This is a genomic window from Blautia sp. OM06-15AC (genome assembly GCF_003481425.1).
Classification (GTDB): Bacteria; Bacillota; Clostridia; order Lachnospirales; family Lachnospiraceae; genus Fusicatenibacter; species Fusicatenibacter saccharivorans.
Map to the genome: position 1 here is coordinate 267,120 of NZ_QULD01000003.1, position 13,218 is coordinate 280,337.

Consider the following 13,218-nt stretch of genomic DNA (forward strand, 5'->3'; position numbering starts at 1 on the left):
TGCGTAAGAAAGTGATTCAGGCGTGAGCAGCCCTCCTTTTGCGAAGCAAAACTTTAAATGAGGGCTGCGAATGTTACAGTTCGCTGGGAACCAGTGAACTGTAACAACTTTTCTGTTCCACGGCTTAATTTCGATTGCGGCTCCTGTTCCTTTATGTTATAATTCTTTCAAATCAAGTCACAACCTTTCTTTTGAGTTCTGTTCTCGCTGTATCGCTTCTTGGCGGATGCCGCGCCTCCGACAAACCCGTTACGCTGACCGTATGGACGTATTACAACGGAGATCAGTTAGCTTCCTTTGAACGTCTTGTTGAGGAATTCAATACAACGATCGGAAAAAAAGAGCATATTACGGTCGGAGCCTCCAGTCAGGGCAGCATCAATGACCTGGAAAAAAATGTTCTCGATGCCGCCAAAGGAAGGGTTGGTGCCCTTGCCATGCCAAATATTTTTTCCGCCTACGCCGATACCGCCTATACGCTTGAGCAGATGGGACAGGTCGTTGATCTTTCCCCTTATCTTACAGAGAAAGAAAAGGCTGCCTATCTTCCCAATTACCTGGAAGAAGGTGACTTTTCCGATGACGGCAGTATCCACATTATTCTGACAACCTCCACAAAATTCCTGCGTATCATGGAAATGGCAAGTATTGAACTGGGTGGCTATGAGATGCGTTTTGATCTCAACACGGTCTATGTCACAAAGAACTTTTTTCCCATGCTCAACCTTCCATCTGAAGATGTCTCCGGGCTTTCCACCCGGTATTTCCAGCAGATGCTGCGTGAATTTGACCAGACACATTCTCATACCGTATGGGTCGGGCATTCTAAGGTGTATGAAATTTCATTTTCTGACGGAACAATCCGCTACATCCGTATGGAGACCTCCCGCGAGGGCTATGCGCAGATCGGACTTGTCGAAGATTTTACCTCCGTTATGCTGGAACGGCAGCGTATAGAGCACGAGCGTGATTACGATGCATTGACCGGTCTCTACAATCGACGCGCGTTTCAACGGGAAAGTGAAGCTCTTTTTGAGCATTCGGAAGTTCTCGGTCACGCTGCCCTTCTGATGATCGACCTTGACAATCTAAAACGCACCAACGACACCTTCGGCCACGACTGGGGCGATGCCTATATCCGGCAGGCAGGACAGTGTTTTATCTCCTCTGTGCCGGCTAAAACGCTCTGTGCCCGTATTTCCGGCGATGAATTTAATCTTCTGTTCTACGGCTACCAATCGCAGGAAGAAATTCGAGCACTTCTGCAGAATCTTTCCCTTGCGGTTTCAAATACAGCCCTGGAGCTGCCAAGTGGTCGTAAACTGCCCCTTCGCCTTTCCGGCGGAGTTTCCTGGTATCCGGAAAACAGTACAGATCTGTCTACGCTGAAAAAATATGCGGATTTCGCAATGTACCAGGTAAAGAAAGCAGAAAAAGGGTACATTACCGAATTCGATCTGGAGCTTTTTACAAAAAACGCAAAGGAAACCGAGATGCGCCGCCTGTTCCATAAAATGTTGAATGAAGAGCTGTTTACGTATTACTTCCAGCCAATTGTTTCCGCTGCGGACGGCAGTATCTACGCCTACGAGGCGCTGATGCGCGGAAATCTCCCGGCACTTACTCGTCCGGATCAGATCCTGCAGCTGGCTCACGAGGAAGAGTGCCTGCATGAAATAGAACGTCTGACTATGTTTCTCTCTGCAAAATCCTATGCCACATTCCTCTCCACCCATCAGATACGCGGTGATGAGCTTCTCTTTGTCAATTCGATTGCAAGCCAATACATGAATCACGATGAGTCAGTGGCTTACGTCGAACAATACAGCTTTCTTCAGGATCGGATTGTCATCGAGATCACAGAGGAGGATTCACAGGATCTTACAGCTCTGTTGAAAAAACGTGAGATGCCGGGATTTTCCGGTGTATTTGCCCTGGATGACTACGGCAGCGGCTACAGCAATGAAAAAACGCTTCTGGAGCTTGCACCGGCGTATATCAAGCTGGATCTTTCCATCATCCGCGATATCGACTCCGATCCGGACAAGCAGCAGATCGTAGAAAATATTGTTTCCTATGCACATCAAAGAGGCATGAAAATCATTGCCGAGGGTCTGGAAACTCCAGCTGAACTTTTGAAGGTACTGGAACTGGATGTTGATCTCCTGCAGGGCTATTTTCTTGCAAAACCGTCCGCTGTTCCGAAACCTGTCAGTGCAGAATCCGTTGCTGTCATAGAACACTTCCGGAAGCATCTTGCGTAATTCCACCTCTTCCTGCAGCATCCTTTCAAATCACAGCATCTATGTCTGATCTGCTGCTTCGAAACAGGTACCGGTCAGCGACCCGGAGCGTATCTGAGCAATCATCCCTCAAAAAACATCCATAGCAAACCCTGCAAAAGCAGGGTTTTGTCTCCACTCTGAAGGATCCTTTTTTATACTTTTTTCATATTTTTCTCCTGTTCGTTCCTCCGCTTCTGTGCTATGATACCTTATAGCAATGACAAATCATCCATCGAAAGGAGTTTTTCTATGTGTACAGCAGCAACCTATCAAACACGCGACTTTTATATGGGCCGCACACTCGATTATGAATTTTCCTATGGCGACCAGATCACCGTTACACCTCGCAATTACCCGTTTTCCTTTCTTCATATGCCGTCCCTTTCCCATCACTATGCAATGATCGGCATGGCGTGTGTGATGGATGATTACCCGCTCTATTATGAGGCGTTCAATGAAAAAGGGCTTGGTATCGCCGGCCTTAATTTTGTAGGAAATGCCGTTTATTTCGATCCGAAACCGGAGAAAGACAATATCGCGCAGTTCGAGCTGATCCCGTGGATTCTCGGTACATGTGCTTCGCTTGCGGAAGCAAAAGAATCCCTCTCCCGTATCAATCTCATCAGCACACCTTTTAAAAAGAATCTTCCGCTCGCACAGCTTCACTGGATCATCGCAGATGCATCGGGTGCCATCACCGTGGAATCCACGGCGGACGGTCTGCATGTCTACGACAATCCGGTCGGCGTTCTGACAAACAATCCGCCGTTTCCAATGCAGATGTTCTCACTGAACAATTACCTGCATCTGTCACCGAAACAGCCGGCCAACACATTTTCCAACCAGCTCGATCTTTCTACGTACAGCCGCGGCATGGGTGGCCTCGGACTGCCGGGCGACCTCTCTTCTGCTTCCCGCTTTGCACGCGTGGCGTTTGTAAAGCAGAACTCGATCTCGGGAAACAGCGAAACGGAGAGTGTCAGCCAGTTTTTCCATATTTTAAATTCTGTTGACCAGCAGAGAGGATGCTGTGAGGTGGCGGACGGAAAGTATGAGATCACGCTCTATACTTCCTGCTGCAATGCGACGCAGGGAATTTACTATTATACGACGTATGACAATCATCAGATTTCTGCGGTTGATATGCACCGCGAGAATCTCGATGGCGAAACGCTTCGCTGCTTTGCGCCGGTGACGGGCGAGCAGATCCATATGCAGAATTAGAAAAATCCGGTACAGAAATCTTTGAGGACCCCTCAAAAAAGATTCTGTATCGGATTTTTTCTACATCTCATCACATATTGTAAAACAGACGTCGCACCGGCTTCTTCTTTTAACCTCTTACTTGTTTAGTAGATATTATTTTACTTTCATTTTTTTCTGTCCCTTCCGGCAGTTTTATGATACACTTTTCGTATTGGAAAACCGATTTTTTTGAAAGGATTTTATCATCATGCAATTTTATCTCGCCCCAATGGAAGGGCTGACCGGATATGTGTACCGGAGCGCCTACCACAAATATTTTCCGGCGGCTGACCGTTATTTCACGCCATTTATTACAAATAAAAAGATGAGCTCCCGCGAGCGCAATGACATTCTCCCGGAGCATAACGAAGGGATGACGGTGATCCCGCAGATTCTCACAAACCAGGCGGAGGACTTTCTTTCTCTGACAAAAGAACTGAAGGAGTACGGCTACGATACCGTCAATCTGAACCTTGGCTGTCCGTCCGGCACGGTTGTCGCCAAGCGGCGCGGCTCCGGACTGCTTGCGTGGCCGCATACACTCGATGCATTTCTCGATGAAATCTTTTCGTCCTGCGACTGCCGGATTTCCATCAAGACAAGACTTGGCACAACCGACACCGATGAGTGGGAGACGCTGCTTGCGATTTATGACAAATATCCGCTGGAAGAGCTGATTATTCATCCGCGGATTCAGAAAGATTTCTACAAATATACGCCGCGCATGGAGTGTTATCGGACAGCATATGAGACGAGCCGCCACTCGCTGTGCTACAATGGGGATCTTTTCTCAACCGCTGATTTTCAGAAGCTCTGCCATGATTTTCCCTTGACGGAAAAGGTCATGCTCGGCCGCGGGGTGCTGCAGAACCCCTGGTTGATCTGGATGCTGCGCAGTACAGATCCTGCCAGCAGTGAAAATTTAGCTCCGGCAGATAAGGAGCTGCTGCGCGCATTCTGCGAAGATCTCTGTGCCGGCTATGCGCGCGTTATTTCCGGGGATAAAAATGTGCTGTTTAAATTAAAGGCACTGTGGATTTACCTCGGAACATCGTTTACGAATCCCCAGAAGTATCTGAAAAAGATCAAAAAAGCAAATCGCCTTGCCGAGTATGAAGAGGCCGTTGATTCGCTCTTTCGGGAACAGGAGCTGATTTTTTAACCGAATCGAGCCGCGCAAGCCGCTTATGAACCTTCGCTTGATTTTTCCATCCTGTTCCGCACAGATAAAATTGAACCGCGTCTGATCAACGAAAACACAGCTCTCATCCTTTTCTCTTACCACACCGAATGCATCCGCCGTGAGGATGGCACTTCGTACGGCATCCGCGGACTCGAGACACAGGTCGCCGTCAAAGAGGACGAGAAATGGAAATTGCAGCATATTCATTATTCGAAAGAAGCATGAGCAAAAATACGCCGCAGATCTGATCACTAGACCTGCGGCGTATTTTTATGCTCTTTTTCTCCAACTCCCAAATCCGTTCTCTATTTCATCGGCAGCATTGCAAGCGTATCGCGCTCTTCCTCTTCTGCTTCCTCTGCAATCAGATTCCGGATATTCTGCATACGGTTATCCAGCTCCGCGCTCTGTCTTGCGCAGTCGTAGAGTTCATCCTGCAGATATTTGACATGATTTTCGGGAATATTTTTCTTGTAGCGCATCTTGTGCTCCAGACTCGCCCAGAAATCCATCGCGATCGTACGGAACTGTACTTCCACGTAGACCAGTTTCTTTGTATCCTGTAAAAAGATCGGCACCTGAACGATCAGATGAAGACTGCGGTAGCCGCTCTCCTTCGGATGCTGAATATAGTCCTTCCGCTCAATCAGCGTAATGTCATCCTGTTTCAGAAAACTGTCTGCCAGCTTATAAATATCGCTTGGAAAAGAACAGATCACGCGCACACCGGCGATATCGCGGATATTTTCCTCAATAGATTCCAGTGTGACCGGGATGTCTTTCACGCGGATTTTCCGCATAATGCTCTCATACGATTTGACCCTTGTTTTGATTCCTTCGATCGGGTTCTGGTCATAGGAAAGCGAGTATTCCTGATTCAGCACGCGGAACTTTGTCTCGATTTCCATAATGGCGCACTGATAATACGACATCAGAAGATCGAACGGCTTTTTGTTCTTCTGCATCATCTCAATAAACTCATCCGATAAAAGATTCTGCTTTACAAACTCATCCCGTTTTGTCTCGATCAGATTTTTTCCCTGTTTTCTAATTTCCTCCAGTACTTCGAGGTTTTTCATCATCCGTTTTTTCGTCCTCCCAAAACTGCGTTCTCTGTCCTTTATGCTATCATTTTAGGCCTGTAAAGTCAAATTTTTTCTTCTTTTACTCTACCTTCAGCATCCGGTAGCCAACCCCGATATGCGTCTGGATATACTGCGTCTGCTCTCCGTTCTTTTCCAGCTTTTTCCGAAGCGTCGCCATGAAAACACGGAGAGAAGCGATATCGTTCTCCCAGCTGCTTCCCCAGATTTTCTGTGTGATAAACGTATGCGTCAGCACCTTCCCTGCATTCTGCGACAGCAGGCAGAGCAGCTTGTATTCGATTGGTGTCAGATGAAGTTCCTCTCCGTCAAGATATGCGCACCCCGCTGCGTACTCGATCCGCAGTGCGCCGTTTTCAAAGACAGCCGACTGGACTCCATTTTCTGCCTGCATCTGGGACAGACGGCGCTGTGTGACTCGAAGGCGGGCCAGCAGTTCCTCCACAGAAAACGGTTTCGTCAGATAATCATCCGCTCCTGCGTCCAATGCCTCGATTTTATCGCTGTCCTCACTTCTTGCACTGATTACGATAATCGGCATATTCGACCAGCTTCGAATCTTTTCAATCACCTCTACGCCATCAATATCCGGCAGGCCAAGGTCGAGTAGAACAATGTCGGGATTATGTGTGGATGCCTCCATAATGGCACCCGCACCGTTCTTTGCAGAAATATACTTATAATCGTGTGTTTTTAACGTCGTAGTAATCAGGTTGTGAACCGGCGTATCATCTTCCACAACCAGAATTAATGTCTTATTCATTCAAATTCACCTCACTGAGCGGCAGGTTAAACCAAAAGCAGCAGCCCTGTGGATCGCAGTCATAAAGTGCTATCTCCCCGCCGTGCGCATTTACAATCGAACGGCAGAGTGCCAGTCCAAGGCCAAGGCTTCTGCGGCTGTCGCTTACTTTATTTTTCCCGGAATAGAACATCTCAAACACATGCTCTCTGGACTCTTTTGGAATCCCGGGGCCGTTGTCCTCCACCGCGATCCAGATATTTTTCTCCTCTTTTCTGGCTGTCGAGAACCCACTGAATGATTTCCTGTTCCCTTGGGTCAAAGATTTTTTCCGTCTTTCCTCCTGTCTGCGCGCTGTAAAGTGTTCCGCGGACAATTCTGCTCTCCTGTGCCCCTGCCGGTGCGGCCGTCAGATCCCTTCCCAGCAGTTTTACAAGCTTTGTCGCTGTAATATCAAAAATCTCCGACGCATCCTCTGCCTTCTGCAGAAGCTGGCTGGTATTGAAAAGAAGGTTCTGTCAGGAAGTAGTTAAACAGCACTACACTGATCACAGAACTGATTACGCTGCAGGTATAACCGCTGGTCAGAATTGACGTCATCATAACGCCGACCAGATATATGGTAATGATATTGGAATCCGGAATGATATGGATTTCCAAATCCGGCACCAGATCGGTCAGCCGTTCGGTTCATCCCCTTCTCTTTCGAAAAAATCCCTGATCCATCATGCTTTTTCCAATGACAATCCGCGTTACTTCGGAAATTCTCGCATATTCTGCAATCTGCAGGGCAATGTCCTCGCTGTGCGTCGTTACAATCTCCGCCCCGCTCTGTTCTGCCAGGCGGATATGCTTCTGCAGCCTTGCCTGATCCTCCGGCGTTTTCTCTGCCGGTTCCGCGGTCTGCACATACAGTGCTGTAAAATTAGCACCAAATGCCCGGGCCATCTGTGCCGCAGTCCGGATAAACACTCAAAAAGGACACCTTTTATTGTATAATTATGTTACCCCACAAACATACGAAAGAAGGTGTCCTTAATGAAAAATTAGCATTGAAGAAACTGCTAACTTATATGAAAAGTGTATACAAAATTTCACAAAAAATCAAGGGTTTATCCGATGAAAGAAAAAGAAAATCCATCCCGTTGTTTAATATCGTTATGCCAGTGCTGATTTTCCTGATGCTTCAGTATGAAAGTTTTCACACCATTTTTTCAGCGCCGGAAAGCATGGAGAAACGACTGAAAAACTGTATCCGTGGAAAAATCCCAAAAGTTGATGCAGTCAGGGATCTTCTTTCCCGGATTGATCCAAAAGAAATCGAGAAAATTCACGCGCAGACGATTGATGTTCTGAAACGCAACCGCGTATTTCGGGAAGGAACCATAGGCGGATATGTTGCGGCAGGTATTGATGGGGTGGAATTATTCAGCAGTACAAAAAAGTCCTGTCCAGACTGCCTGAGCCGGAAGAACGGGACGGGGAAGACAAAATACTTTCATCGAAGTGTGGTATGTATGACGGTAGGAAAATCGCCGCATGTGATCTTTGGGCAGGAAATGCTGAAACCCAGAGATGGTTCAGAAAAAGATGAAGGGGAACTGACAGGAGCGAAAAGGCTCATCCGGCATTTAAAGAAAAGGCATGGTCATTTCGCAGATGTGATTGTGGCAGATGCACTGTACCTGAATGCCCTGTTTATCAATACTTTGAAGGAATGCGGTTTAGAAACGGTAATCCGTCTGAAAGATGAAAGAAGGCTTCTGTTTCAGGATGCAGAAAGCATGTTTCAGCGGGACGAGGGGAGAAAAAGGAGCTTCAGGAAGGGAAAAAAGAGTATTGAAGTCTGGGATCTTTCCGGATTTGAGATAGACCTTACCTGGACGATATCTTAAGCGGACTGAAATACGAGGACGGCCACTACGATCTCGTGAGTCTTTCCGACAAGGATTATCAGAAAAAACTGGATGTCCAGATTGCCTGCTGGGATAAACTGAAAAATGAAATTCAGAAGGTCAGATCCGGAGAAAACGGAACGGCGGATCTGGTAGACATGAGCGAGACGTATTTCCAGATGGCAGATGAAACGGTTGCCGCAGTCAAAGTTTCCCGTGCCAACCGCCAGCTGGAACAGAAAGCCTACATCGACCTTCACACGGGACTGCCGAACAAGAGCAAGTGCGAAGAGCTGTTCCACAATGTGGAATTCATCAAAACTCCTACCGCCTGTATCGTCTTTGACATGAACAACCTGAAACGCGTCAACGACAGCCTCGGCCACTCCATTGGCGACCAGCTGATTCTGAACTTTGCCCGGCTGCTGCGAAACTCGATTCCCGCGAAGCATTTCGTAGGAAGATACGGCGGCGATGAATTATGGCGGTCATCTATGATGCAACCCGCGAAAGCATCACAGAAATCCTCACAGAGCTTCAGAACGAAGTCGAACAGTTCAACAGCTACGGAACCCAGTTCCGCATCAGCTATTCCCACCGCTTGGCACTTTCCACCGATTACAACGAATGTACGCTCCACACGCTGTTTGACAAAGCAGATAAATATATGTATGAAAACAAGCAGGGACGCCAGGACTAAAGAAACGCCGGAACCGGAAATATCTTATCGCCGGTTCTGGCGTTTTTTCTTGCTGTTTCTCTTTTATTTTTTTGCAAACGCTTCTATCTGCGCATATCCCGCTGAAAAATCAATGGGTTCCTCCCGCAGCTTCTTTCTGACCGCATCGCGTCCTTCCTGATCTGCCAGCACTTTCTGGATTTTATCGGCAAACTGCATCACATCCAGCGGACAGAGATATCCGTTTTCCCCATCCCGGATCTGCTCGCGCATGGACGGAATATCGGAAGCGATGATGACCTTCTGCAGGCTTCTCGCCTCTACAATCGTAATCGGATAGCCTTCGTGACGGGACGGCTGGAGATACAGGTCGCAGGATTTTACGTACGGCGCAGGATTTTCGCGCATTCCGAGAAAAATAATTTCCTGCTCCACCTGATATTCCTTTGCCATGGTCCGCAGCTTGTTCAGATCTCTTCCATCACCGATGATGAACCATTTGAAGCGAAGTCCCCGTTTTTTCAGCTCCGCCGTAATCTGCACCGCAATATCATATCCTTTTTCTTCCGAAGCTCTTCCCACCGTCAGAAATTTCAGCTCTCCTGTGTACTGCGGATCGCTAAGCGGCTCCTCACTCCGTCTCTGCACCTGTTTGATGTCAATGAAATTCAGCAGAACCTCTGTCCGGTCCGCGAGTTCCGGAAAACGGGCAATGACCTGTTTTCGGACAGGCTCGGAAACACAGTAAATTTTATCATACTCCGGAATAAAGTCCCTGGTCCGGAACAGCCACCAGAGATTTTCTCCGTGGAACCAGACCGCTTTTTTCCGCGCATTCGTCTTTCTGGCTCCGAATGCGGTTGTGAACGCACCGAATCCGAAAAAGTCGAAAACAAGATCGTATTGTTTTGTTTCCGGCTCCACACACTCCAGAATCCGTTCATACAGTTTTCCATACCGTTTCTTTCCATACACGACGCGCATCAGAAATACGCCCATTCCTCTGGCATAGAAAGACCGTTCTGCCGGTGTCTCCCGTTTTCCCACAATCCGTTCCAAAGCCGGATGCGGCTTTTTGTTCCAGATCATCTGGCGCACTTCCACTTCCTTCGGAATCCGCTCCAGCAGAACGCCTCTTTTTTCGACCAGAAGAAGCGTTACATCTTCTTTTTTCTCCACCAGTTTCTGCAGCAGCGCTGCCATGGCAACTTCCGTTCCGCCCATGTCCATGGTACGTCCCAGCACCAGTATTTTACTCATTGCTTACCTCTCATCTGCTTTTTTCTCTGTTCTAACGCCAGTAGGCATCTCCCACATGCGCAGGATGACGCTGATCCTCCGGCGGAAGCTGATGGTAATCGCCGTACAGGGTGTGAAGATACGTCTCATATCCCGCCGGGGCATTGATCAGATGGCCTTCAAACGGAAGGCGCACGATCTCTTCGATCGCTGTTTTGGGAATCGCGTCCGACTTGCGGTAACCGCCGCACTGGCAGGCCACCCACTTTGAGTCCTCCGCGCGGTACTTTCTGCACTCTTTTTCCATCTCGCGCAGAATCCGCTCTTTTCCATAGCATTTCCGGATCGCCCATTTGCACCATTTTGCGAAGCTTCCTTTGTTTCCTTTTAAGGTTTGGCGGTAGGTGCGGAATGCATTCATCCGCTGGCTTTCCAGAAACAGCAGCTTTTTCCAGTGACGGTCGTACTCCGGTGTATCTTTTTCCGGCAGTCCGTCAAACGGGAAAATGTCGACGAAAAGACCGGTATCCACAGCTCCTGCCACGTGCTCCACAAGACTCGTTCCGGTGTGTACCAGCTTTCCGTATGCCAGTGTGAAACCCTTTGTATTATGAAAATTCATGACGCGGTACGGTGTATCCGTTTCGCTGTTTACAATCTGTTCCAGTTTTTCATAATCCGCTCTCGGCATCCAGACATCCACATCATCATCCCACGGAATGAACCCCTGATGCCGGATCAGCCCGAGCAGCGTTCCATCTGCTGCAAAATAGATCAGGTGATGTTTCCGGCAGACTTCATCCAGATACAGTAATATTCCAAGCGCAATCTCCTGTTTTTCTTTTAATTCTGTAATTTTACGCATAACGGCATTGCCTTTCTGTTTTGTTTTTCCCATCCATTATAAACACTCTGCCGGATTTTTTCAATTTAAAGTTCCTGCCGCTCCGGCGCCCGTCTGAAGATTCCGCACTGTTTTTATCAGTACCTTCATATCCACCGGTTTTACTATGTGTGCGTTCATGCCCGCATTGAAGGCATTCTGCACATCTTCTGAAAATGCGTTGGCTGTCATCGCAAGAATCGGGATTTTCTTTGCCAGCGGGTGGCTGCTGTTCCGGAATTTCGTCACAAAGAGAACCGATGCCAGGATCAGAAGCAGAATTACTGCCAGAATCCTCAGCTCCTCGACAGCGGTATCCTCGAACATCTTCGTTCCGTTGCTGTCCACCACATACGTCGTGCTCTGGTTGCTGAATGCACTGCTTCTGAAATACGGTGCCATCTCCTCCATCGAACGGATCAGAATAAAGTGTGTGATGATACTGCCGTCGACCACCAGCTGGCTCTGCAGTTTTCTGGCAAATACCATCTGGTTTTCATTGGTGATCCAGTCCGATGTCAGAAAGCTTTTGATATCCGCATCCTGCAGATCTTTAGATCTGTACCACACGCCCTGCAGACCCTCATCGGAATAATAGTATCCTTCCTGGTTCACGGCAATAAACTGGAGGTTTTCATGCGTGGAGCTTAATTCTTCCTCACGTTTTTTCAGAAATTCACACAACCGGCGTTTTACTTGATTACAATCAGATTCGGGTTCTTTGGGCTTCATCAACATCCGCAAACTGCATATTGCAAATATGCTGTTTTGACAGGCACTATTTTTGAAAATTGCGATAGTATTCGTTTATTCACTCTGCACAAGATCATATACATGGTATAAATGCTGTTTTTATTTTTCTTTCATATAATCCATACAATTTCTCGCATTCCATGCATATCCATCCTGCTTCGCCTGTATATAGCGGATATTTTCGTTTCTTACAATATTCTGTTTCATAATTTCCTACTAATTCCACAAGGTTATTGATATCCCTCATCTGCGCAGCAGCCATTCCTGTCATTGCCCACAAAAAGCCAGTTCTTTTTTTATTCAGTTTCTGCCACTGAAATCTTTCCGTAAACTGATCATATAATACCTTTTGCTTTTTCTTCTCTTTTACCGGAAATTCATAAATCAGCGGATAAATCTGAGCAACACCATCCGGATAAAATTCTGTCTGATGATACCGATCACTGTTTCCGATAATTCTCCATCTTTGATTCGCATCATCCCAGAATATCTTTTCTATCTGTTTCTGTATCTTTTTACGAATTTCACTGATCGCCTGCGTATCTTCCAGTCCTGCAAGTTCCAATTCATACAGGCCTTTCCACACTTCCAGATTATCCATCAGATAAACTGTTGTGTTTTCTTCTGAAACCTGTGTAATTCCATCCTGCATCAGGCTTTGAATCTTTTTTAATGCAAGGCTGATTCCATTTTTCCAGGATTCCGGCAGGTCTGTACTTTCTGTCTTTTCCAGATATTTTCCCATAAGAAAAAGGTACATACCAAGATATCCGTCTTCGGAATCAGCCTTTTCTTTATAAATAAGTTCCCCACCCTCTTTCCTGTAGATTCCCATTTTTCCATCTGTTTCCAGCAAAACCCCAGTATGCCAGTCCAGATACCTGCCAACAGCTTTTTGCTCTGTTTCAGTCATGGGGCAATTCTTTGTTTCTGCCAGAAGCCCCAGTGCAGCCATACATGCAAAGTATGGATTAACATCTCCGGCTTTACTTCCATTCATATAGATTTCGCCTTCAGGGCCCTGATTCTCAAGGATCCACTTTTTTTCTCTGGTCAGGACGGTTTCCAGCCATTCCTGCCGGACAGATATTTCTTTTCTCAGGTTCTGATAATAAGCAAACATAAACACAATGCACACAGTTATGCAAAATATAATAAGTCCCATCAAGTTCTTTCGATGTTTCACTTTTCTTTTGCATTGGCTCTGTTTA

14 protein-coding genes and 1 pseudogene are annotated in these 13,218 nt (G+C 47.1%); 6 read left to right on the forward strand and 9 right to left on the reverse strand.

The window, feature by feature from the left end; all coding sequences use genetic code 11:
* The first annotated feature begins 191 nt into the window (after nt 1-191).
* The 3 genes from DXB83_RS06505 to DXB83_RS06515 all read left to right on the forward strand — a co-directional run bounded on the left by DXB83_RS06505 (nt 192) and on the right by DXB83_RS06515 (nt 4,692).
* Nucleotides 192-2,264, forward strand: coding sequence for an EAL domain-containing protein (locus tag DXB83_RS06505; RefSeq protein ID WP_118697362.1), 2,073 nt, complete (start codon nt 192-194; stop codon nt 2,262-2,264).
* Nucleotides 2,265-2,534: 270 nt separating this feature from the next.
* Nucleotides 2,535-3,509, forward strand: coding sequence for a choloylglycine hydrolase (bsh, locus tag DXB83_RS06510; protein ID WP_055219508.1), 975 nt, complete (start codon nt 2,535-2,537; stop codon nt 3,507-3,509).
* 229 nt (nt 3,510-3,738) lie between these two features.
* Nucleotides 3,739-4,692, forward strand: coding sequence for a tRNA dihydrouridine synthase (locus DXB83_RS06515; RefSeq protein ID WP_118697363.1), 954 nt, complete (start codon nt 3,739-3,741; stop codon nt 4,690-4,692).
* A 326-nt stretch (nt 4,693-5,018) separates the two neighbouring features.
* Here DXB83_RS06515 and DXB83_RS06520 read toward each other — a convergent pair whose 3' ends face one another.
* From DXB83_RS06520 to DXB83_RS06540, 5 genes are all read right to left on the reverse strand, one after another.
* Nucleotides 5,019-5,795 carry a GTP pyrophosphokinase gene (locus DXB83_RS06520; protein ID WP_118595151.1) on the reverse strand — a complete coding sequence of 259 codons (777 nt, stop codon included), beginning with the start codon at nt 5,793-5,795 and terminating at the stop codon, nt 5,019-5,021.
* Nucleotides 5,796-5,877: 82 nt separating this feature from the next.
* Nucleotides 5,878-6,579 carry a response regulator gene (locus tag DXB83_RS06525; RefSeq protein ID WP_022461465.1) on the reverse strand — a complete coding sequence of 234 codons (702 nt, stop codon included), beginning with the start codon at nt 6,577-6,579 and terminating at the stop codon, nt 5,878-5,880.
* Entirely contained in the window at nt 6,572-6,880 is a 309-nt protein-coding gene (locus DXB83_RS06530) for a sensor histidine kinase (protein ID WP_243037626.1), read from the reverse strand. Before DXB83_RS06530 ends, DXB83_RS06525 begins: the two co-directional genes overlap by 8 nt.
* A 131-nt stretch (nt 6,881-7,011) precedes the next feature.
* Nucleotides 7,012-7,227, reverse strand: a complete 216-nt coding sequence (locus tag DXB83_RS06535) for a DUF4118 domain-containing protein (protein ID WP_118697364.1) — start codon at nt 7,225-7,227, stop codon at nt 7,012-7,014.
* 21 nt (nt 7,228-7,248) lie between these two features.
* Entirely contained in the window at nt 7,249-7,530 is a 282-nt protein-coding gene (locus tag DXB83_RS06540) for a hypothetical protein (RefSeq protein ID WP_118697365.1), read from the reverse strand.
* A gap of 173 nt (nt 7,531-7,703) precedes the next feature.
* Here DXB83_RS06540 and DXB83_RS06545 point away from each other — a divergent pair, with 173 nt between their 5' ends.
* From DXB83_RS06545 to DXB83_RS16860, 3 genes and pseudogenes are all read left to right on the forward strand, one after another.
* Entirely contained in the window at nt 7,704-8,453 is a 750-nt protein-coding gene (locus tag DXB83_RS06545; RefSeq protein ID WP_243108865.1) for a transposase, read from the forward strand.
* Between the two features lie 179 nt (nt 8,454-8,632).
* Nucleotides 8,633-8,938: pseudogene (locus DXB83_RS17260) on the forward strand (GGDEF domain-containing protein); the annotation flags it as partial.
* Nucleotides 8,935-9,153, forward strand: a complete 219-nt coding sequence (locus tag DXB83_RS16860) for a hypothetical protein (protein ID WP_243001861.1) — start codon at nt 8,935-8,937, stop codon at nt 9,151-9,153. The pseudogene DXB83_RS17260 and the gene DXB83_RS16860, both read left to right, overlap by 4 nt.
* A gap of 63 nt (nt 9,154-9,216) precedes the next feature.
* On the opposite strand, the gene DXB83_RS06555 is transcribed toward DXB83_RS16860, so the two are convergent.
* From DXB83_RS06555 to DXB83_RS06570, 4 genes are all read right to left on the reverse strand, one after another.
* Complete coding sequence (locus DXB83_RS06555; protein WP_117760761.1) at nt 9,217-10,392, reverse strand: glycosyltransferase; 1,176 nt, start codon at nt 10,390-10,392, stop codon at nt 9,217-9,219.
* 31 nt (nt 10,393-10,423) lie between these two features.
* Entirely contained in the window at nt 10,424-11,269 is an 846-nt protein-coding gene (locus DXB83_RS06560; RefSeq protein ID WP_022461471.1) for a LicD family protein, read from the reverse strand.
* Between the two features lie 27 nt (nt 11,270-11,296).
* Nucleotides 11,297-11,986 carry a response regulator gene (locus tag DXB83_RS17365; protein ID WP_173815309.1) on the reverse strand — a complete coding sequence of 230 codons (690 nt, stop codon included), beginning with the start codon at nt 11,984-11,986 and terminating at the stop codon, nt 11,297-11,299.
* A gap of 94 nt (nt 11,987-12,080) precedes the next feature.
* The gene (locus DXB83_RS06570) at nt 12,081-13,007 is read right to left on the reverse strand and encodes a hypothetical protein (protein ID WP_147343060.1); all 927 of its coding nucleotides are present in this window, start codon (nt 13,005-13,007) and stop codon (nt 12,081-12,083) included.
* Between the last annotated feature and the right edge of the window lie 211 nt (nt 13,008-13,218).